The organism is Streptomyces sp. NPDC030296, from assembly GCF_055572815.1.
The window spans coordinates 16,066-35,231 of record NZ_JBVICQ010000008.1; the positions used below are offsets into that span (position 1 = coordinate 16,066).

At 71.3% G+C, this 19,166-nt stretch carries 16 protein-coding genes; 12 read left to right on the forward strand and 4 right to left on the reverse strand.

Translation table 11 applies throughout. The annotated features are described in order from the left end of the window. Positions 1-19 precede the first annotated feature (19 nt). Together ACZ4Z3_RS22985 and ACZ4Z3_RS22990 are read right to left on the reverse strand one after the other, a co-directional pair. Positions 20-1,429 carry an FAD-binding protein gene (locus ACZ4Z3_RS22985; protein ID WP_468502764.1) on the reverse strand — a complete coding sequence of 470 codons (1,410 nt, stop codon included), beginning with the start codon at positions 1,427-1,429 and terminating at the stop codon, positions 20-22. A 187-nt stretch (positions 1,430-1,616) separates the two neighbouring features. Next, a complete protein-coding gene (locus ACZ4Z3_RS22990) occupies positions 1,617-3,419 on the reverse strand; it encodes a glycoside hydrolase family 15 protein (RefSeq protein WP_055538873.1) in 1,803 nt (600 codons plus the stop codon). Between the two features lie 562 nt (positions 3,420-3,981). Between ACZ4Z3_RS22990 and ACZ4Z3_RS22995 the strand changes: the two genes are divergently transcribed. The 12 genes from ACZ4Z3_RS22995 (at position 3,982) to ACZ4Z3_RS23050 (ending at position 17,881) form a co-directional block, all read left to right on the forward strand. Then, the gene (locus tag ACZ4Z3_RS22995) at positions 3,982-5,649 is read left to right on the forward strand and encodes a CTP synthase (protein WP_468503102.1); all 1,668 of its coding nucleotides are present in this window, start codon (positions 3,982-3,984) and stop codon (positions 5,647-5,649) included. A gap of 119 nt (positions 5,650-5,768) precedes the next feature. Beyond that, the gene (locus tag ACZ4Z3_RS23000) at positions 5,769-6,395 is read left to right on the forward strand and encodes an NUDIX domain-containing protein (protein ID WP_468502765.1); all 627 of its coding nucleotides are present in this window, start codon (positions 5,769-5,771) and stop codon (positions 6,393-6,395) included. Between the two features lie 173 nt (positions 6,396-6,568). Continuing rightward, positions 6,569-8,668 carry a tetratricopeptide repeat protein gene (locus tag ACZ4Z3_RS23005; protein WP_468502766.1) on the forward strand — a complete coding sequence of 700 codons (2,100 nt, stop codon included), beginning with the start codon at positions 6,569-6,571 and terminating at the stop codon, positions 8,666-8,668. Between the two features lie 166 nt (positions 8,669-8,834). Continuing rightward, positions 8,835-9,959, forward strand: a complete 1,125-nt coding sequence (gene ald / locus ACZ4Z3_RS23010) for an alanine dehydrogenase (protein ID WP_468502767.1) — start codon at positions 8,835-8,837, stop codon at positions 9,957-9,959. A gap of 416 nt (positions 9,960-10,375) precedes the next feature. Continuing rightward, complete coding sequence (locus tag ACZ4Z3_RS23015) at positions 10,376-11,512, forward strand: ParA family protein (RefSeq protein WP_079054846.1); 1,137 nt, start codon at positions 10,376-10,378, stop codon at positions 11,510-11,512. Next, complete coding sequence (locus ACZ4Z3_RS23020) at positions 11,497-12,087, forward strand: hypothetical protein (RefSeq protein ID WP_468502768.1); 591 nt, start codon at positions 11,497-11,499, stop codon at positions 12,085-12,087. The genes ACZ4Z3_RS23015 and ACZ4Z3_RS23020 overlap by 16 nt, the downstream gene beginning before the upstream one ends. 18 nt (positions 12,088-12,105) lie before the next feature. Then, the gene (locus ACZ4Z3_RS23025) at positions 12,106-13,443 is read left to right on the forward strand and encodes a segregation and condensation protein A (RefSeq protein ID WP_468502769.1); all 1,338 of its coding nucleotides are present in this window, start codon (positions 12,106-12,108) and stop codon (positions 13,441-13,443) included. Beyond that, positions 13,440-14,123 (forward strand): SMC-Scp complex subunit ScpB, encoded by a 684-nt coding sequence (gene scpB, locus ACZ4Z3_RS23030; protein WP_468502770.1) that lies wholly within the window; start codon positions 13,440-13,442, stop codon positions 14,121-14,123. The genes ACZ4Z3_RS23025 and scpB overlap by 4 nt, the downstream gene beginning before the upstream one ends. Further along, positions 14,123-15,196 carry a pseudouridine synthase gene (locus tag ACZ4Z3_RS23035; RefSeq protein WP_055541894.1) on the forward strand — a complete coding sequence of 358 codons (1,074 nt, stop codon included), beginning with the start codon at positions 14,123-14,125 and terminating at the stop codon, positions 15,194-15,196. The genes scpB and ACZ4Z3_RS23035 overlap by 1 nt, the downstream gene beginning before the upstream one ends. Before the next feature lie 172 nt (positions 15,197-15,368). Next, on the forward strand, positions 15,369-16,097 hold the full coding sequence (locus ACZ4Z3_RS23040; RefSeq protein ID WP_468502771.1) for an NUDIX hydrolase: 729 nt from the start codon (positions 15,369-15,371) through the stop codon (positions 16,095-16,097). After that, positions 16,094-17,116 (forward strand): ADP-ribosylglycohydrolase family protein, encoded by a 1,023-nt coding sequence (locus ACZ4Z3_RS23045; protein WP_468502772.1) that lies wholly within the window; start codon positions 16,094-16,096, stop codon positions 17,114-17,116. Before ACZ4Z3_RS23040 ends, ACZ4Z3_RS23045 begins: the two co-directional genes overlap by 4 nt. 3 nt (positions 17,117-17,119) lie before the next feature. Then, the gene (locus ACZ4Z3_RS23050) at positions 17,120-17,881 is read left to right on the forward strand and encodes a nucleotidyltransferase domain-containing protein (protein WP_468502773.1); all 762 of its coding nucleotides are present in this window, start codon (positions 17,120-17,122) and stop codon (positions 17,879-17,881) included. Here the strand turns inward: ACZ4Z3_RS23050 and ACZ4Z3_RS23055 are convergent. Together ACZ4Z3_RS23055 and ACZ4Z3_RS23060 are read right to left on the reverse strand one after the other, a co-directional pair. Then, positions 17,798-18,559: a nucleotidyltransferase domain-containing protein gene (locus tag ACZ4Z3_RS23055; RefSeq protein ID WP_468502774.1), complete on the reverse strand. Its 762-nt coding sequence runs from the start codon at positions 18,557-18,559 to the stop codon at positions 17,798-17,800. The two genes, ACZ4Z3_RS23050 and ACZ4Z3_RS23055, sit on opposite strands and share 84 nt — an antisense overlap. Before the next feature lie 22 nt (positions 18,560-18,581). Beyond that, entirely contained in the window at positions 18,582-19,013 is a 432-nt protein-coding gene (locus ACZ4Z3_RS23060; RefSeq protein ID WP_468502775.1) for a Rieske (2Fe-2S) protein, read from the reverse strand. Positions 19,014-19,166: the final 153 nt, after the last annotated feature.

The following is a 19,166-nucleotide window of genomic DNA, read 5'->3' on the forward strand; positions in this document are numbered from 1 at the left end:
TCAGTGGTCCGGGGAGCGCTCAGTGGGCGGCGGGCCGGCCCTTGGGGTCGCGCGGCGGGATGTTGTGGTTGAAGCGGAACACGTTGTCGGGGTCGTACTCGGCCTTCACCGCCATCAGCCGCCGGGCGTTCTCGGCGCCCAGGCCGGCCAGGACCCGGCCCTCGCCCTCGTCGCCGATGAAGTTCAGATAGACCGCGCCGGTGCTCCACGGCCGGACGTGCTCGCGGACGTCCCGTACCCACTGGACGGCCCGCTCGTCGTCCGCCGGGTCCTCCCAGACACCGAAGGGGTGCACGGCCCATGGCGCACCGCGGTACGGCACCGGGTACTCGGCGGGGCCGTCGGCGACCGCGCCGCCGTACGGGAAGAGGATGTGCTGCGAGTTGGTCGGCACGGGCATCGACCGGGCCTCGGCGCAGAAGACGTCGACCACCTCGTCCGGCAGGCCGGTCAGGTACTCAGCCGACCAGTAGTTCCGCAGTCCGGGCGGATCGTCGATCATGCACTGCACGTCCGCGTACGGCATCGCGCCGACGACCTCGGCCTCGTGCGGCAGCGCCAGCAGCGGCTGGGCGACCTTGCGCATGTCGTCCTCGGTGCCGGCGTACGTGAGGAGCATCCCGCAGACGAGCCGGCCCACCATGTGCTCCGGGACGAACTCCTCGGGTGGACCGGTGAAGTACAGGACACCCCCGCCGGCCTCGCGCGGGCCGTTCTCGAGGACCTCGCGGTAGACGCGGACGACCTCCTGGCCGTGCTCCGGCTCGTACAGCAGCAGGGCGATCGCGAAGGCGGGCAGTTCGTGCAGACGCAGGGTGAGGGCGGTGGCGACGCCGAAGTTGCCGCCGCCGCCGTGCAGGGCCCAGAACAGCTCCGGGTTCTCCTCGGCGGTCGCGTGGACCGCGCGGCCGTCGGCGGTCACCAGTTCCACGCCGAGGAGGTTGTCGATGGCGAGGCCGAAGGCCCGTTCGAGCCATCCGCTGCCGCCGCCGAGGACGAAGCCGCCGACTCCGGTGGTCGAGGCCCGGCCGCCGGTGGTGGCGAGACCGTACGGCTCGGTGGCGCGGTCGAGGTGGCTCATGGTGGCGCCGCCCTCGACCCGGACGCTGCGCGCGGCGGGGTCGACCGTGACCGAGTGCATCCGGCGCAGGTCGATGACCAGGCCGTTGTCGTTGAGGGCCGATCCGGCCACGCTGTGGCCGCCGCCGCGCACCGCGATGTTGAGGTCGAGGTCACGGCCGAAGCGCACGGCCCGTACGACATCGGTCGGGTTCTCGCACTGGGCGATCACCGCCGGACGTCGGTCGATCATCCCGTTGAACACCGTCCGGGCGTCGTCGTACCCGGGGTCCCCCGGGGCGAGCGCATCGCCGGTCAGATCCTCGCGGAGTTCGGTCAGCGCCGTGTGGGCCTTGGAAAGGGGAGCCATGACCGGCCCCTTTCAGCCAGGAGACAGGACTTCTTCCAGGCTAGGCGGGTACGGCGGATCGGTCCTGTTCGAACACGGGGGCGCCCATGGGGTGGACGCGAACCCCCGGACCAGGCGCAAGCGCTTGCTGCATGCGCCTGGTCGTGCGCCGATCCGCCGCCGTGCGCGACGGATCGGGGGGCGTGCGTCAGCCGCCGTACGCCCCCGAGGCGGTCAGGCGGAGGGCCGTGTCGATGAGGGGGACATGGCTGAACGCCTGGGGGAAGTTGCCGACCTGGCGCTTCAGCTCCGGGTCCCACTCCTCGGCCAGGAGGCCCAGGTCGTTGCGGAGCGACAGCAGCTTCTCGAACAGCTTGCGGGCCTCGTCGACGCGGCCGATCATCGCCAGGTCGTCCGCCATCCAGAACGAGCAGGCGAGGAAGGCGCCCTCGTCGCCCGGCAGCCCGTCCACGCCCTCGTCCGCACCGGCGGTCGGGTAGCGCAGGATGAAGCCGTCCGGGGTCGACAGCTCCCGCTGGATCGCCTCGATGGTGCCGATGACGCGCTTGTCGTCCGGCGGCAGGAAGCCCATCTGCGGGATCAGCAGCAGGGAGGCGTCCAGCTCCTTCGAGCCGTACGACTGCGTGAAGGTGTTGCGCTCCTTGTCGTAGCCCTTCTCACACACGTCCCGGTGGATGTCGTCGCGCAGCTCGCGCCACTTCTCCAGGGGGCCGTCCGCGTCACCGGACTCGATGAGCTTGATCGTGCGGTCCACCGCGACCCAGGCCATGACCTTGGAGTGCACGAAGTGGCGGCGCGGGCCGCGGACCTCCCAGATGCCCTCGTCGGGCTCGTCCCAGTGGTCCTCCAGGTAGCGGATCAGCTTCAGCTGGAGCAGGGAGGCGTAGTCGTTGCGGGCCAGACCCGTCATGTGGGCCAGGTGCAGGGCCTCGGTGACCTCGCCGTACACGTCCAGCTGGAGCTGGTGCGCGGCGCCGTTGCCGACCCGGACGGGCGCGGAGTTCTCGTAGCCGGGGAGCCACTCCAGCTCCGCCTCGCCCAGCTCCCGCTCACCGGCGATGCCGTACATGATCTGCAGGTTCTCCGGGTCGCCTGCGACCGCCCGCAGCAGCCACTCGCGCCAGGCGCGGGCCTCGTCCCGGTACCCGGTGCGCAGCAGTGAGGAGAGGGTGATCGCCGCGTCGCGCAGCCAGGTGTAGCGGTAGTCCCAGTTGCGGACGCCGCCGATGTGCTCCGGGAGGGACGTCGTCGGCGCCGCGACGATCCCGCCGGTCGGGGCGTACGTCAGGGCCTTGAGCGTGATCAGCGAGCGGACCACCGCCTCGCGGTACGGGCCGTGGTACGTGCAGTGCTCCACCCACTCCCGCCAGAACTCCTCCGTGGCCTGCAGCGACGGCTCGGGCTCGGGCAGCGGCGGCGGTTCCTTGTGAGAAGGCTGCCAGGAGATGGTGAAGGCGATGCGGTCGCCCGGGGTCACCGTGAAGTCGGAGTAGGTCGTCAGCGCCTTGCCGTAGGTCTCGCACTCGGTGTCGAACCACACGGAGTCCGGGCCGGCGACGGCCACCGTGCGCCCCTCGTGCTTGTGCACCCAGGGCACGACCCGGCCGTACGAGAAGCGCATCCGCAGCGCGGAGCGCATCGGGACCCGGCCGCTGACGCCCTCGACGATGCGGATCAGCTGGGGGGCGCCGTCACGGGGCGGCATGAAGTCGGTCACACGGACCGTGCCGCGCGGGGTGTCCCACTCGGATTCCAGGATCAGCGAGTCGCCGCGGTACCGGCGGCGGGATGCCGTCGGCGGCTCGGCGTCGGCCGCGTGGGCGGGGCCCAGGCGCCAGAAGCCGTGCTCCTCGGTGCCGAGGAGGCCCGCGAAGACGGCATGGGAATCGAAGCGGGGCAGGCACAGCCAGTCGACCGTCCCGTCCCGGCAGACCAGGGCAGCGGTCTGCATGTCTCCGATGAGTGCGTAGTCTTCGATGCGCCCGGCCACGTGCAACTCCAGTCGAACGGCCACGTCGCCCCCCGAGGGGCGGTCGCTGTGCGGTGTGCGGTCAAGGGACCCGAGGGATCGACAAAGGATCCATGCTTCCAGAGTGATCCAAGGGCTGGTGTCATGCGATGTCGCTCAACGATCCTCAACGCATATGAGGCCATCGTTGCTCAACGAACTGACGAGCTCGCATGTTTCCGGAGACGGGCGGGGGTGGTGCCGTTTCCCCGGCCGGGCTCGGCAGCGAGTGTCCGAAGAGGATACGACGCACCGGGGGGCTGCGCGTGCCGCTCCAGGCAACGTGAGTGGGCCGAACGAGTGAGCCAGGGGTGACCCGCGGCCGGTATTCGCCGACTGTCGTACGAAGTCCGTGGCGGCCCGTACGCGGAGAGTGGCCGGAAGCGATCGTGGCCGGTCGCTGATACCCTGGTAGCCCGTGGACCGGTGGGCGCCCCGACTCGCAAGGGACCCCCGAACCGCAGCGACGGCACCCCCCGACGACCCGATCGGGCGGCGGCCGACCCGCACCCAGAACCGCGACCACGGGAGCCCCCTCTTGGCCATGCCGCCCGCTGCTTTCCGAAACAGCACCACGACGACCAAGCACATCTTCGTCACCGGGGGTGTCGCCTCCTCGCTCGGCAAGGGGCTGACCGCCTCCAGCCTCGGCATGCTGCTCAAGGCCCGCGGCCTGCGCGTGGTGATGCAGAAGCTCGACCCGTACTTGAACGTCGACCCCGGCACGATGAACCCCTTCCAGCACGGTGAGGTGTTCGTCACCAACGACGGCGCCGAGACCGACCTCGACATCGGACACTACGAGCGCTTCCTAGACCGCGACTTGGACGGCTCTGCCAATGTCACTACAGGGCAGGTCTACAACACCGTCATCGCCAAGGAGCGGCGCGGCGAGTACCTGGGCGACACCGTGCAGGTCATCCCGCACATCACCAACGAGATCAAGCACCGCATCCGGCGCATGGCGTCCGACGAGGTCGACGTCGTCATCACGGAGGTCGGCGGCACGGTCGGCGACATCGAGTCGCTGCCGTTCCTGGAGACCGTCCGCCAGGTCCGCCACGAGGTCGGCCGTGACAACGTCTTCGTCGTCCACATCTCGCTCCTGCCGTACATCGGCCCCTCCGGGGAACTGAAGACGAAGCCGACGCAGCATTCGGTCGCGGCACTGCGCAACATCGGTATTCAGCCAGATGCGATCGTGCTGCGCTGCGACCGCGAGGTGCCCGCCGCGATCAAGCGGAAGATCTCCCTCATGTGCGACGTCGACGAGGCCGCCGTCGTCGCCTGCCCGGACGCCCGCTCGATCTACGACATCCCGAAGACCGTGCACGGCGAGGGCCTCGACGCGTATGTCGTCCGCAAGCTGGACCTGCCGTTCCGCGACGTGGACTGGACGACCTGGGACGACCTGCTCGACCGCGTCCACAACCCGCGGCACGAGATCAACCTGGCGCTCGTCGGCAAGTACATCGACCTGCCCGACGCCTACCTCTCGGTCACCGAGGCGCTGCGCGCGGGCGGCTTCGCCAACCGGGCGCGCGTGAAGATCAAGTGGGTCACCTCCGACGACTGCAAGACCCCGGCCGGCGCCGCGGCGCAGCTCGCCGACGTCGACGCCATCTGCATCCCCGGCGGCTTCGGCGACCGCGGTGTCTCCGGCAAGGTCGGCGCCATCCAGTACGCCCGCGAGAACCGCATCCCGCTGCTCGGCCTCTGTCTCGGTCTGCAGTGCATCGTGATCGAGGCGGCGCGCAACCTCGCCGACATCCCGGACGCCAACTCCACCGAGTTCGACTCCGCCACCGCCCACCCGGTGATCTCCACCATGGCCGAGCAGCTCGACATCGTCGCCGGTGAGGGCGACATGGGCGGCACGATGCGCCTGGGCATGTACCCGGCCAAGCTCGCCGAGGGCTCGATCGTGCGCGAGGTGTACGACGGCAAGGAGTACGTCGAGGAGCGCCACCGCCACCGCTACGAGGTGAACAACGCCTACCGCGCGGAACTGGAGAAGAAGGCGGGCCTGCAGTTCACCGGCACCTCGCCCGACGGCAAGCTCGTCGAGTACGTCGAGTACCCGCGCGAGGTCCACCCCTACCTGGTAGCGACGCAGGCGCACCCCGAGCTGCGCTCCCGTCCGACCCGCCCGCACCCGCTCTTCGCGGGTCTGGTCAAGGCCGCCGTGGAGCGGAAGACCGCAGGAAAGTGACAGCAAGTCGCGGCTGGTGACGGTCAGTTGCGCGACGCAGGAGTTGTACGGTGACCGGGGTGCGCCTCTTTCGGGAGGTGCGCCCCGGTTTCATGGCACGTGTGGGAGGACGAGTCGACATGACGATCAAGGACACCGCCGAGGAGTGGGAGGTCCGGGCGAGCGAGACGCCGTTCACCGGCAACAAGACCTCCGTGCGCACCGACGACGTGGTCATGCCCGACGGCTCGGTGGTCCGGCGGGACTACCAGGTCCACCCCGGTTCCGTCGCCGTTCTCGCCCTCGACGACCAGGACCGCGTGCTGGTGCTCCGCCAGTACCGCCACCCCGTGCGCCAGAAGCTGTGGGAGATCCCGGCGGGCCTCCTGGACGTGCCGGGCGAGAACCCGCTGCACGCCGCCCAGCGCGAGCTGTACGAGGAGGCGCACGTCAAGGCGGAGGACTGGCGGGTGCTGACCGACGTCTACACCACCCCCGGCGGCTGTGACGAGGCCGTCCGCGTCTTCCTCGCCCGCGACCTCTCCGAGGCCGACGGACGGCGCTTCGAGGTGGAGGACGAGGAGGCCGACATGGAGCTGGCCCGGGTGCCCCTCGACGAGGTGGTCCGGGGTGTGCTGGCCGGGGAGCTGCACAACAACTGCCTGGTGGTGGGCGCGCTGTCGCTGGTGGCGGCGCGCAGCGGCGACGGGGTGGACGCGCTGCGTCCGGCCGAGGCGCCGTGGCCCGCCCGCCCGTTCGAGTCGTAGGGGCCGTAAGGGTCGTTCTCCTCGTGGCGTCAGTCGTACGATCTTCTGATCCGATCGAGGGATCCGTCCGCCCCGCTCCGCCGAGATCGTCGCAGAGCGTGAACTAGGCTCGGGAAACGCCCGAACCGGAGTCCCGGCGGGCTGGCTCGTGCGGTGGGACGGGAGTGTGGCCCGTGGCGGATCAGGCGGTGGACACCGGGGGAGCCCCGGCGTCCGGAACAGGGCGGCCCCCGGCTGTCGAGGCCGCCCCCACGGACAGTCAGTTCCTCGGCAGGGCACGGGAGTTGAAGGAGCTGCGGGCCGACATCGACCGCGCCGGGCTCAACACCCTCGCCGGCCGCAAGGCACCGCACGCGCGCGTGCTGCTCATCGCCGGCCGGCCCGGCTTCGGCCGCACGGCGCTCGCCGAGGAACTCGTCCGGCAGATCGCCCACGGTTACCCCGACGGGGTGCTGCGGGCCCGCCTCGCCGAGCCGGACGGCACCCGCGTCCCGGTCGAGCGGGCTGCCGGTCACCTGCTCGGCGAACTCGGTCTCCCGGTCCCCGCCGGGGCCGACGAGGACGACCTCAGCGAGGCGCTCCGGGAGGCGCTGGCCGACCGCCGGGTGGTGCTGCTGCTGGACGACGCGGTCGACGCCGAGCAGGTCGACGCGCTGCTTCCGGACACCCCCGACTCCCTGGTCGTCGCGGTCTCCGGGGGGCCGCTGACGGGCATTTCCGACGTCCGCCCGTGCACCCTGGGCGGACTGGACACCAAGTCCGCGGTGGCCCTGCTGGAACGCTTCACCGGCTCGGTGCGCGTCACCGTCGACCCGCGCTCCGCCGAGATCCTCGCCGAGGTGTGCGCCGCCCAGCCCGCCGCGCTGCGGCTCGCCGGGGGATGGCTCGCCGCCCGGCCCACCGTCGCCGTCTCCGACCTGGCCAAACAACTGCGCGCCGAGGAGGACGAGGGCCCGGTTCTCGCCCGGGTCTTCCGGCTCTCGTACGCGGCGCTGCCGGGTGCCGCCGCCCGGATACTGCGCCTGCTCGCCCTCGCTCCGGCCGGCCTGGTCGACCCGCACATCGCCTCCGGGCTCGCCGGCTGCTCCGTCGGTGCGGCCCGCACCGCGCTGGACGACTTCGTGGCCCTGGGGTTCCTGCACCGGGCCGACTCGGCGATGCCCCAGTACGAGGTCCCCGGCTGCCTCCAGCCGCTGCTGCGCGCCGCCGCCGAGAGCCAGGAGAAGCCGCGCGAGCTCCAGCTGGCCCGGGCCCGGATGCTGGAGCGGACGGTACGGCTGCTCCAGTCCTGCCGGGCCATCACCGAGACCGACAGCCCGCTCGCCCGCGAGAAGCTCCTGGAGATGCCCAAGGCGCTGCGGTTCCCGAGCCCCAGGGCCGCCGAGGAGTGGCTGCGGGTGCGTCGGCCCGCGCTGCTCGCCGCCGCCCGGCTCGCCGTCGCCGACGGCCAGCTGGACACCCTCGCCCGACGGCTGATGTCCCAGCTCGTCCGGGCCCTGGTGGCGCACTTCGGCACCCAGGCCGTGGCCGCCGACCTGTACGGCGTCCACCGGCTGGTCCTCGATGTCGCCGAGCGCCGGGACCTGCCGCGCGAGAAGGCGGCGGCCCTGCTGAACCTGGGGGACCTGGACGCCCGCACCGGCCGGACGAGGGCGGCGCTCGCCCGCTACCGGGCCGCCCTCGACGCCGGACGGCAGGCGAACGACCCCTACGCGACCGGCCGCGCGATGGAATCCGTAGGCGGCGCCCACCAGGAGCTGGAGGACTACGAACGGGCCGCCGACTGGTACGGCAGGGCGCTCGCCCAGCGCCTGGCCCGGGACGAGCGCGAGGACGCCGCCCGGCTGTACGGCCGGATCGCCACCGCGTACACCTACGCGGGCCGCTACGGCGAGGCGCTGCGCAACTGGAGCTCGGCCCTCACCGGCCACCGCAGGCTCGGCGATGTGGGCGCCCAGGCGAGGGCGTTGAGCGAGATGGCCCGCGTCCAGGAGTACGCCGGGCGCCCCGAGGAGGCGCTGTCCACCTGTCAGGAGGCGGTGGAGTGGGCGCGGCGCGCCGGGGACGTCCGGTTGCAGGCCGCGCTCCAGATCCGGCTCGCTGACACCCTGGAACGGCTCGGCGACCCGGCGGCGGCCCGGCTGCACCGGGGGGCCGCCGAGCGGCTGCTCGACGGCGAGAACAGGCCACCCGAGACCGGCGGGACCGGCGAGACGGAGCCGGAACATGGCCCTAACGCCTACGAAATCCGTAGTGCATCCGCAAAAGATTGATGCATTGAAAGGCTAGACAGCGGGGATACCTTCATTAGACTGGCTGCGCCGCCGGTTCTCCTGCGGTGTCTCCCGGTGCGCTCCGATGCGTACGGGTATGTCCTGCATCGTGCGGGCATGTACCGATTATGCGTGCGCGCCCCCACACCCCTCCGATCCAAGGACCGTGATCGACGTGAAGGTCGGCATCCCCCGCGAGGTCAAGAACAACGAGTTCCGAGTGGCGATCACCCCGGCCGGTGTGCACGAGCTGGTGCGCCACGGCCACCAGGTCGTCGTCGAAGAGGGCGCCGGCGTCGGTTCGTCGATCCCGGACGCCGAGTACGTCGCCGCCGGCGCCCAGATCCTGGCCACGGCCGACGAGGTGTGGGCCGCCGCCGACCTGCTGCTGAAGGTCAAGGAGCCCATCGCCGAGGAGTACCACCGCCTCCGCAAGGACCAGACCCTCTTCACCTATCTGCACCTGGCCGCGTCCAAGGAGTGCACCGACGCGCTCGTCGAGTCGGGCACCACCGCGATCGCCTACGAGACCGTCGAGCTGCCGAACCGCGCGCTGCCGCTGCTCGCCCCGATGTCCGAGGTCGCGGGCCGGCTCGCTCCCCAGGTCGGCGCCTACCACCTGATGCGCGCCAACGGTGGCCGCGGTGTGCTCCCCGGCGGTGTGCCGGGTGTGCTGGCCGGGCGAGCCGTCGTGATCGGCGGCGGTGTCTCCGGCTGGAACGCCGCGCAGATCGCCATCGGCATGGGCTTCCACGTGACCCTGCTCGACAAGGACATCAACAAGCTCAAGGAAGCCGACAAGATCTTCGGTACGAAGATCCAGACCGTCGTCTCCAACGCCTTCGAACTGGAGAAGGCGTGCCTGGAGGCCGACCTCGTCATCGGCGCCGTCCTCATCCCGGGCGCCAAGGCGCCGAAGCTGGTCACCAACGAGCTGGTGTCGCGGATGAAGCCGGGAAGTGTCCTTGTCGACATCGCGATCGACCAGGGCGGCTGCTTCGAGGACTCGCGGCCCACCACGCACGCCGAACCGACCTTCAAGGTCCACGAGTCGGTCTTCTACTGCGTCGCCAACATGCCCGGCGCGGTGCCCAACACCTCCACCTACGCGCTGACCAACGCCACGCTGCCGTACATCGTGGAACTCGCGAACCATGGCTGGGTCGAGGCGCTGCGCCGCGACCCCGCGCTGGCCAAGGGCCTCAACACCCATGACGGGGCGGTCGTTTACCGCGAGGTCGCGGAGGCGCACGGACTGGAGCACACCGAACTGGCCTCGCTCCTCGGCTGACCGCAGGGCCGTCGACGGGCTGCTTTGAGTCACCTTTGAGTAAAAGGCGATACGTCAACACAGGTCGTCAACAGCGGTTTCCCGGCCGGATCTTGCCCGACAAGGTCCGGCCGGATGTGTGTATGGTCACTTTGCGACACTCGCGCAACTCGCCTCGAACGTAACCCTTCGGATGTTTCACGCACCGGTGAAACCTGCTGTGCGACGGCCCTACGCCCTTGACAGTCGCATGTTTCATTGCCGACACATCGGGCCGGGTCCGGCGGATTGTGTTGCTGCGGACCGCCGACACGCCATAGAGTCGCCAACCGTCGGCATGGTGCCACGCTGACCTATCTAGAAGTTTCCTGGTCACCAAGGAGGTAAGACGACTTGTGAATGAGTCGACATTTACTCCCGGGGGTGGTCAACCAGGAATGCCTGCGCGGGTCTCGGGACCCACGGGGTTCGCGGCTGTCGGCTCCGTCGCAGTCCGCACCTTCGCAGCCCACCAGGGTCACCAGTCCTCAGGGGTGACTCAGCCAGCACACCAGAGCATGGATGGCCAACACGTGAACGCCATGGCCGGCGACGGAAGTGGCGGGGTCCACAACCACTTCGCCGACTACGACGAGCTGCCCGACGGGCACTTCTACGACCCCGACGCCGAGTACGAGCCCGATCCGGAGTACGCGGCGACGCTCGCGCCCGACGCGGCCCGTCAGCGCCGCGAGCGCATCGGCCCGACCGGGCGCCCGCTGCCGTACTTCCCGATCCCGGGCCCGCTGACCGACCACGGCCCCGCGAAGATCATCGCGATGTGCAACCAGAAGGGCGGCGTCGGCAAGACCACGTCGACCATCAACCTGGGTGCCGCGCTCGCGGAGTACGGACGCCGGGTCCTCCTCGTCGACTTCGACCCGCAGGGCGCCCTCTCGGTCGGCCTCGGGGTGAACCCGATGGAGCTCGACCTCACGGTCTACAACCTGCTCATGGAGCGGGGCATGTCGGCCGACGAGGTCCTGCTGAAGACCGCGGTCCCGAACATGGACCTGCTGCCGAGCAACATCGACCTCTCGGCGGCCGAGGTCCAGCTGGTCTCCGAGGTCGCGCGCGAGTCCACGCTCCAGCGGGCGTTGAAGCCGCTGATGGCCGACTACGACTACATCGTCATCGACTGCCAGCCCTCGCTCGGTCTGCTCACCGTGAACGCCCTGACGGCCGCCCACAAGGTGATCGTGCCGCTGGAGTGCGAGTTCTTCGCGCTGCGCGGTGTCGCGCTGCTGACGGAGACCATCGAGAAGGTCCAGGAGCGGCTCAACCCCGAGCTGGAGCTCGACGGCATCCTCGCCACCATGTACGACTCCCGCACGGTGCACAGCCGTGAGGTGCTCGCGCGGGTCGTCGAGGCGTTCGACGACCACGTCTACCACACGGTCATCGGGCGCACGGTCCGCTTCCCGGAGACCACGGTCGCCGGTGAGCCGATCACCACGTACGCCTCCAACTCCGTCGGCGCCGCCGCCTACCGCCAGCTCGCCAGGGAGGTGCTCGCCCGGTGTCACGCCGAGTGAGTCTGCCGGGGGCCGACGAACTCTTCCGTACGACAGGGGGAATGGCGCTTCAGCCGTCCACTCCCCGACGGGGGGCCAACGGAGAAGCCCGTGTGCCCGCTCCCGCCGGGGAGAGCGACGTCGGCGCGACCGTGGAGGACGCGCCGCCGTCGGTGCCCGTGCAGGGCGGGGACGGCGAGGGGTCCGAGCATGTGGCCGCGGACGCCGAGTCCGACGAGCAGCCGCGCAGCCGGTCCGCCGCCGCCGGGGCCGAGCGGGCCGCCGCCGGGCGCCAGCCGAAGCCGCAGGAAGGTTCTGCCGCCCCGGGCGCGGCCGCCGGGGCCGCGCCGCGCAAGCGGGGGCGGGCCGCCGGACGCCGGCCCAGTGGGCGGGAGCGGCACGACGAGAAGATCACCGTGTATGTGTCCGCCGAGGAGCTGATGGACCTCGAGCACGCGCGGCTGGTACTGCGCGGGGAACACGGGCTGGCCGTCGACCGCGGGCGGATCGTCCGGGAGGCCGTCGCCGTGGTGCTGGCGGATCTGGAGGCCCGCGGGGACGCGAGCATCCTCGTACGACGGCTGCGGGGGCGGTAGGAGTAGCCTGCGGGGGCTATGACCTCGTATGACCCCTCGTCGTCGGCGGCGCCTCCCGGCGGTCCCGCCGGCCGTCGGCGTGCGCTGGGGAGGGGGCCGGTGGCTCCGCCGGGTTCGCCGGTGGGTGAGTCGTCGGCCGAGGAGCGTGTCCCGGCCGAGGCCGGTGGGGCGTTGTGCCCACCCCTTCCGCCCCGCGGAACGACTGCCCACAACGCAAGCGGCGGTGACGAGCATCCCTCCGCCGATGCCGATGCCGATGCCGATGCCGAAGCCGAAACCGCGCCCAGGGCCGGGAGTGAGTCGGTCGCCGGGGTCGATGCCGGGGGTGAGCCGTTGGCCGCCCAGGCGCGGGCGGCGACCGGCGCGCCGGAGTCCGGGATCGAGGCCCCTGCCGAGGCCGACGCCCCTGCCGGGGCCGGGGCCGGGGCCGGTGGGGCGTCGGGCCCACGCGTTCCGGCACGGGGGCCTGTCCACCACGCTGACCCCGGTGGTGAGACCACATCCGCCGGCGCACCGGCCGGCGTCGAGGCGCAGGGCGACGGCGACGACGACGGCGTCTTCAAGGTTCGGCTGGCCAACTTCGAGGGGCCGTTCGATCTGCTGTTGCAGTTGATCTCGAAGCACAAGCTGGATGTCACCGAGGTCGCGCTGTCCAAGGTGACCGACGAGTTCATGGCGCACATCCGCGGCATGGGACCGGACTGGGACCTCGACGAGACGACCGAGTTCCTCGTCGTCGCCGCGACGCTGCTCGATCTGAAGGCGGCCCGGTTGCTGCCCGCCGCCGAGGTGGAGGACGAGGGCGACCTCGCGCTGCTCGAAGCCCGCGACCTGCTGTTCGCCCGCCTGCTGCAGTACCGGGCGTACAAGCAGATCGCGGAGATCTTCAACGGGCGGCTGGAGGAGGAGGCCCGGCGCTACCCCCGTACCGTCGGCCTGGAGCCGCAGCACGCGGAGCTGCTGCCCGAGGTGGTCATCAGCATCGGGGCGGAAGGATTCGCCAGGCTGGCCGTGAAGGCCATGCAGCCGAAGCCCAAGCCGCAGGTGTACGTCGACCACATCCACGCGCCGCTGGTCAGCGTGCAGGAGCAGGCCGGGATCGTCGTCGCGCGGCTGCGGGAGCTGGGGGAGGCCAGCTTTCGCGTGCTCGTCGAGGACACCGACGACACCCTCACCGTCGTGGCCCGGTTCCTGGCGCTGCTGGAGCTGTACCGGGAGAAGGCCGTGGCCCTGGACCAGGAGACCGCCCTCGGTGACCTGATCGTCCGCTGGACGGGCGGGGACGGCGACGCGGAGCCCGTGGTCACGGACGAGTTCGACCGGCCGCCCGAGCCCCCCAAGGAGGAGAAGGCGTGAGCGAGGAGACGACCGAGGCGACCGTGGTGTCAGGGGGGCTGCGTACCGTCGCCGACCTCGACCTCAAGCCCGCCCTGGAGGCCGTCCTCATGGTCGTGGACGAGCCCGCGACCGAGGAGCACCTGAGCAAGATCCTGGAGCGGCCGAAGCGGCAGATCGCCAAGGCGCTGCGGGAACTGGCCGACGACTACACCGCCCAGGGGCGCGGCTTCGAGCTGCGGCTGATCGCCGGGGGGTGGCGGTTCTACACCCGCCCCGCGTACGCGGCCGCCGTGGAGCGGTTCGTGCTCGACGGGCAGCAGGCCCGGCTCACCCAGGCCGCGCTGGAGACGCTGGCCGTGGTCGCCTACCGCCAGCCGGTCAGCCGCAGCCGTGTCTCCGCGGTGCGCGGGGTCAACTGCGACGGGGTCATGCGGACCCTGCTCCAGCGCGGGTTGGTGGAGGAGGCGGGCACGGAACCCGAATCAGGTGCGATCCTGTACAGGACGACGAACTACTTCCTGGAGCGGATGGGCCTGCGCGGCCTGGACGAGCTACCGGAACTCGCGCCCTTCCTCCCGGAGGCCGAGGCGATCGAGGCCGAGACCCAGGAAGCCGTACCGTCGTTCGATCCGGATGCCCCGGACGCGGACGACGGACCCACGTCGGCCATGACTGACACGACGACGACGGAACTTTGATGCGAAGCAGCGGTAGCGGCAAGAGCGGCGGGCGCGGTAACCACCGCGGTGCCGGCAACAACAGGGACCAGAAGCAGGGCGGCCAGGGCCGTCCCCGCAAGCCCCGCCCCGAGGAGCGCCGCTACGACGTGGGCCCCGGCGGGACGCAGGACGGCCCGAAGTCCGGGCGGGGCGCCTCCGCGCGCGGCGGCGCCAAGGGCGGCCCCAAGCAGGCGCAGCAGCCCCGCGGGCGCGGCCGTTCGGCCCCGGCGACCTCGCGCGAGTACGACGCGCGCGCCGAGGAGCGCAACCGGGAGCGGTACGCGGGCAAGAAGGACATCAAGCTGCCCAAGACCTTCCCGGGCGCCGAGCAGGAGGGCGAGCGGCTGCAGAAGGTGCTCGCCCGCGCCGGCTACGGCTCCCGGCGTGCCTGCGAGGAGCTGATCGAGCAGGCCCGCGTCGAGGTCAACGGCGAGATCGTCACCGAGCAGGGCCGGCGGGTCGACCCGGAGAAGGACGAGGTCAGGGTCGACGGTCTGACCGTGGCGACGCAGTCGTACCAGTTCTTCTCCCTCAACAAGCCCGCCGGCGTCGTGTCGACCATGGAGGACCCGGAGGGCCGGCAGTGCCTCGGTGACTACGTCACCAACCGCGAGACCCGGCTGTTCCACGTGGGCCGCCTGGACACCGAGACCGAGGGTGTCATCCTGCTCACCAACCACGGTGAGCTGGCGCACCGGCTGACGCACCCCAAGTACGGCGTGAAGAAGACCTACGTCGCGCACATCGTCGGCCCGATCCCGCGTGACCTGGGCAAGCGGCTCAAGGACGGCATCCAGCTGGAGGACGGGTACGCGCGCGCCGACCACTTCCGGGTCGTCGAGCAGACCGGCAAGAACTACCTCGTCGAGGTCACCCTCCACGAGGGGCGCAAGCACATCGTGCGCCGGATGCTGGCCGAGGCCGGCTTCCCCGTCGACAAGCTGGTCCGCACAGCCTTCGGGCCGATCACCCTCGGCGACCAGAAGTCGGGCTGGCTGCGCCGACTGTCCAACACCGAGGTCGGGATGCTGATGGGGGAGGTCGACCTCTAAGCCTCCCTGTTCAGTGGTGGGCCGGTCCCGGGTTCGTGCCCGGGGCCGGCCCTTTGCCGTTTCCGGCCCCGCTCTTGGCGTTCCTTTCCCCGTAAAGGGTTGTGCGCCCACCCCCGCGCATTTATAGTCGGAATGACTATTAGTCAGGGTGACCATAAAGGAGGCGACGGGCATGACCTCACCCGAGGGCTACGACAAGTACGCCTTCGAGCCCTTCGCCGTCACCGTCGACCTCGCCGTCCTCACCCTCCGCGCGGGCACCCTTCAGGTGCTGCTCGTCGAGCGTGGCCAGGAGCCCTACGCCGGCCGCTGGGCGCTGCCCGGCGGGTTCGTGCTGCCGGACGAGTCCGCCGAGGAGGCCGCCTGGCGGGAGCTCGCGGAGGAGACCGGCGTCACGGACGCCTCGGGGCTCCACCTGGAGCAGCTGCGTACCTACAGCGAACCCGGCAGGGACCCCCGGATGCGGGTCGTCACCGTCGCGTTCGCCGCCCTGCTGCCCGACCCGCCCGTCCCGCACGGCGGCGGCGACGCGGCCCAGGCCCAGTGGCTGCGCTTCGACGCCGTCGGCCCGCTCGCCTTCGACCACGACCGCATCCTCGCCGACGCCCACGAACGCGTCGGTGCCAAGCTCGAGTACACCTGTCTCGCCACCGCCTTCTGTCCCCCCGAGTTCACGCTCGGCGAATTGCAGCAGGTCTACGAGACCGTATGGGGCACTCCCCTCGACCGGCCCAACTTCCGGCGCAAGGTGCTGGCCACGCCGGGCTTCGTCGAACAGGTGCCCGGCGCCGCCCGCCTGACCGGCGGACGCGGCAAGCCCGCCGCGCTGTACCGAGCGGGTGGGGCCACCGCCCTGCACCCGCCCCTGCTGCGACCCACCACGGAAGGACGGCCCCGATGACCATGACGCTGCTCGCGAAGCGCGCCGCCACCGGCTCCCTGCTCGGCCTCGCCCTCGGGGACGCGCTCGGCTTCCCCACCGAGTTCAACGACGTACCGTCGATCCTCGCGAAGTTCGGCCCCTGGCGGAACATGGAGCTGCCGAGGCCCGCGATCGTCACCGACGACACCCAGATGACCCTCGCGCTCGGCCACGGGCTGCGGGCCGCCATGGACCGCGGGGTGCTCGGCCCCGAGGCCCTGGAGAAGGCCGTCCGCAAGGAGTTCGTCGCATGGTCCCGCTCCCCGGAGAACAACCGCGCCCCCGGCCAGACCTGCCTGGTCGCCTGCGACCTCCTCGCACGGGAGCGCCACCCCTGGCAGTTCGCCAGCCAGATCCACTCCAAGGGCTGCGGCGCCAACATGCGGGTCGCGCCCCTCGGCCTCATCGGCCCGCTCAGCGACGAACAGCGCGCCGGCGCCTCCCAGTTGCAGGCCGCCCTCACCCACGGCCACCCCACCGCGCTCGCCGCCGCCGACCTCACCGCCCACGCCGTACGCCTGCTCGCCCAGGGCGCCGAACCGCTCGGCCTGGTCGGACAGCTGCGCTCGTACGCCTACGAGAACCGCTCCCGCTACCACGCCCGCTGGCTGGGCGACCTGTGGACCTACAGCCAGGACCCCTCGCCCGAGCACTACATCGCCCGCGGCTGGGACGAGTGCCTCGACGCCCTGGACCGCGTCCAGCAGGCCCTGCGCACCCCGTCCCCGGAGACCGACCCGTGCCTCGCCACCGGGGAGGGCTGGATCGCGGAAGAGGCCCTCGCCACCGGACTGCTGTGCTTCCTCCTCTTCGTCGACGAGCCCGTCACCGCGTTGCGCCGCGCCGCCTGCACCTCCGGCGACTCGGACTCCATCGCCTGCCTCACCGGTGCCTTCGCGGGCGCCCACCACGGTCCGGCCGCCTGGCCCGCGGAGTGGGCCGACCGGATCGAGTACCAGGGCGACCTCGTGTCGCTGGGGGCGCTCTGGGACGCTTGAGGGATGACCGACGCCCTCGACATCGACCTGGCACCCGTGGTCGCCGAACAGCCCGATCCCCTGCTGTTCGCCACCGTCTCCGGAGCCCACCTGTACGGCTTCCCCTCCCGCGACTCCGACGTCGACCTGCGCGGTGTGCATCTGCTGCCCGCCGCCGACCTGGTCGGGCTGAGGGAGCCGGAGGAGACACGGTCGAGGATGTGGGACCGGGACGGCGTCGAGATGGACCTCGTCACCCACGACCTGCGCAAGTTCGTACGGCTGATGCTGCGCCGCAACGGCTATGTGCTGGAGCAGCTGCTCTCCCCGCTCGTCGTGCACACCGGCGACGCGCACCGCGAACTGATCTCCCTCGTGCCGGGCGTCCTCACCCGGCACCACGCCCACCACTACCGGGGTTTCGCCATCACCCAGTGGCGGCTGTTCGAGAAGACCGGTGAACTCAAGCCGCTGCTCTACACGTTCCGGGTGCTGCTCACCGGCATCCACCTCATGCGCGGCGGCGAGGTGCAGGCCCATCTGCCGAGCCTGCTGCCGCTGGTCGAGGAGGCCCCCGCGTATCTGCCGGACCTCGTCGCGGCGAAGGCGGCACAGGAGCACGGCAAGGCCGAGGTGGATCAGGACCGCGTGGCCGAGGACGTGGAACGGCTGCAGAAGACGCTCGACGAGGAACAGGCACTGTCAGCGCTGCCGGAGACCCCCGCCGCGTACGACGCCCTGCACGACTTCGTGATCCGGGTCCGCCTCGACGGCCCGAAGGGCTGACGCGCGCCGGGTCCGGAAGAGAAAGTCCTCGACCCGGGCCCGGTCCGGTTCCGCCGGCAGCGGGGAGCGGGCCGCCGCCTCAGCGGTCTCCGCGGCCAGCCGGGCCATCCACGCCTCGACGCGGTCCCAGGAGACCTCGCCGCGCTTGACCGCCAGCAGGGGTTCGCGCTGGTCGCCCACGTCGATGGTGAGCGTGCCCGTGCGCAGCAGGTCGCGGCAGCTCATCAGCAGGCGCAGCAGATGCATGGCGTGCTTCCAGCGGGGCGCGCCGTGCGTGCGGACGTCCGCCTCCAGCTTCTTGCGCTGGCCGAGGGCGTACCGGGCGAACGTCTCCTGGGCCTGCCGCGACAGGAACGCCTCGCGCAGGGCCAGCAGCTCACGGCCCGTGTCGTCGACGTGTTCCACCAGAGGGGAGTGCAGGCACTCCAGGATGTTCGGGTTGGCCCGCAGGGCCAGCTCGCAGAAGCGCTCCAGCTCCCAGCCGAACTGCTCCTCGGCCGGCCCCTCCACATGCGTCGGCGGCTTCTCGAAGCGCCAGAACAGGGCGGTCGGCGCCAGGAACACACCCCGCCGGTCCGTGTCGCTGTCGTCCGTCGCGAGACCGAAGGCGCGTGAACCCATCACACAGGAGTAGATCGTGTGGTCACGGACCAGGGCGTGGGTGTGCGAGGGCTGCATGCCGGGAGCGTACGGGGCCGGTTCAGGCCAGCCGAATCGAATTTCCCGAGACCGTGATCTGCTCGGCGGGCAGCGGCCGCTGGGCCGGGCCGCTCTCCACCGCGCCGTCGGTGACGCTGAACTTGCTCTCGTGGCAGGGGCAGTTGATCGTGCCGTCCTCGACCGTGGTCACGAGGCAGGCGCGGTGGGTGCAGACCGCCGAGAACGCCTTGAAGTCGCCCTCCTGGGGTTGGGTGACGACGACCTTCTCGTCCTTGAAGATCCTGCCGCCGCCGACCGGGATGTCAGTCGTCGTCGCCAGCGCCTCGCCCCCGCCGCCCGCGCCGGTGCCCTCCGGGGTCGAGGTCCCGTCCGAACCGCCGTCGTCACCGCCCCCGCCGCAGCCCGCGAGCAGTGCCGCCGTGCCCGCCGCACCTGTCGCCAGCACCGCGCGTCGTGTCGTACCCGTCGTCATGTCGTCACTCCGAAGAACACCGCAGAAGCTTCAATTCAGGACAGGGTGCCACAAATGACTTCACGTGCGGGTGTCTCGGCAGGCGGGCGCCGCGCGCCCGGTCAGGCCGGGCTCACTAGGCTGGACGGGCAAGGAGCCGTGACGCACAGCAGG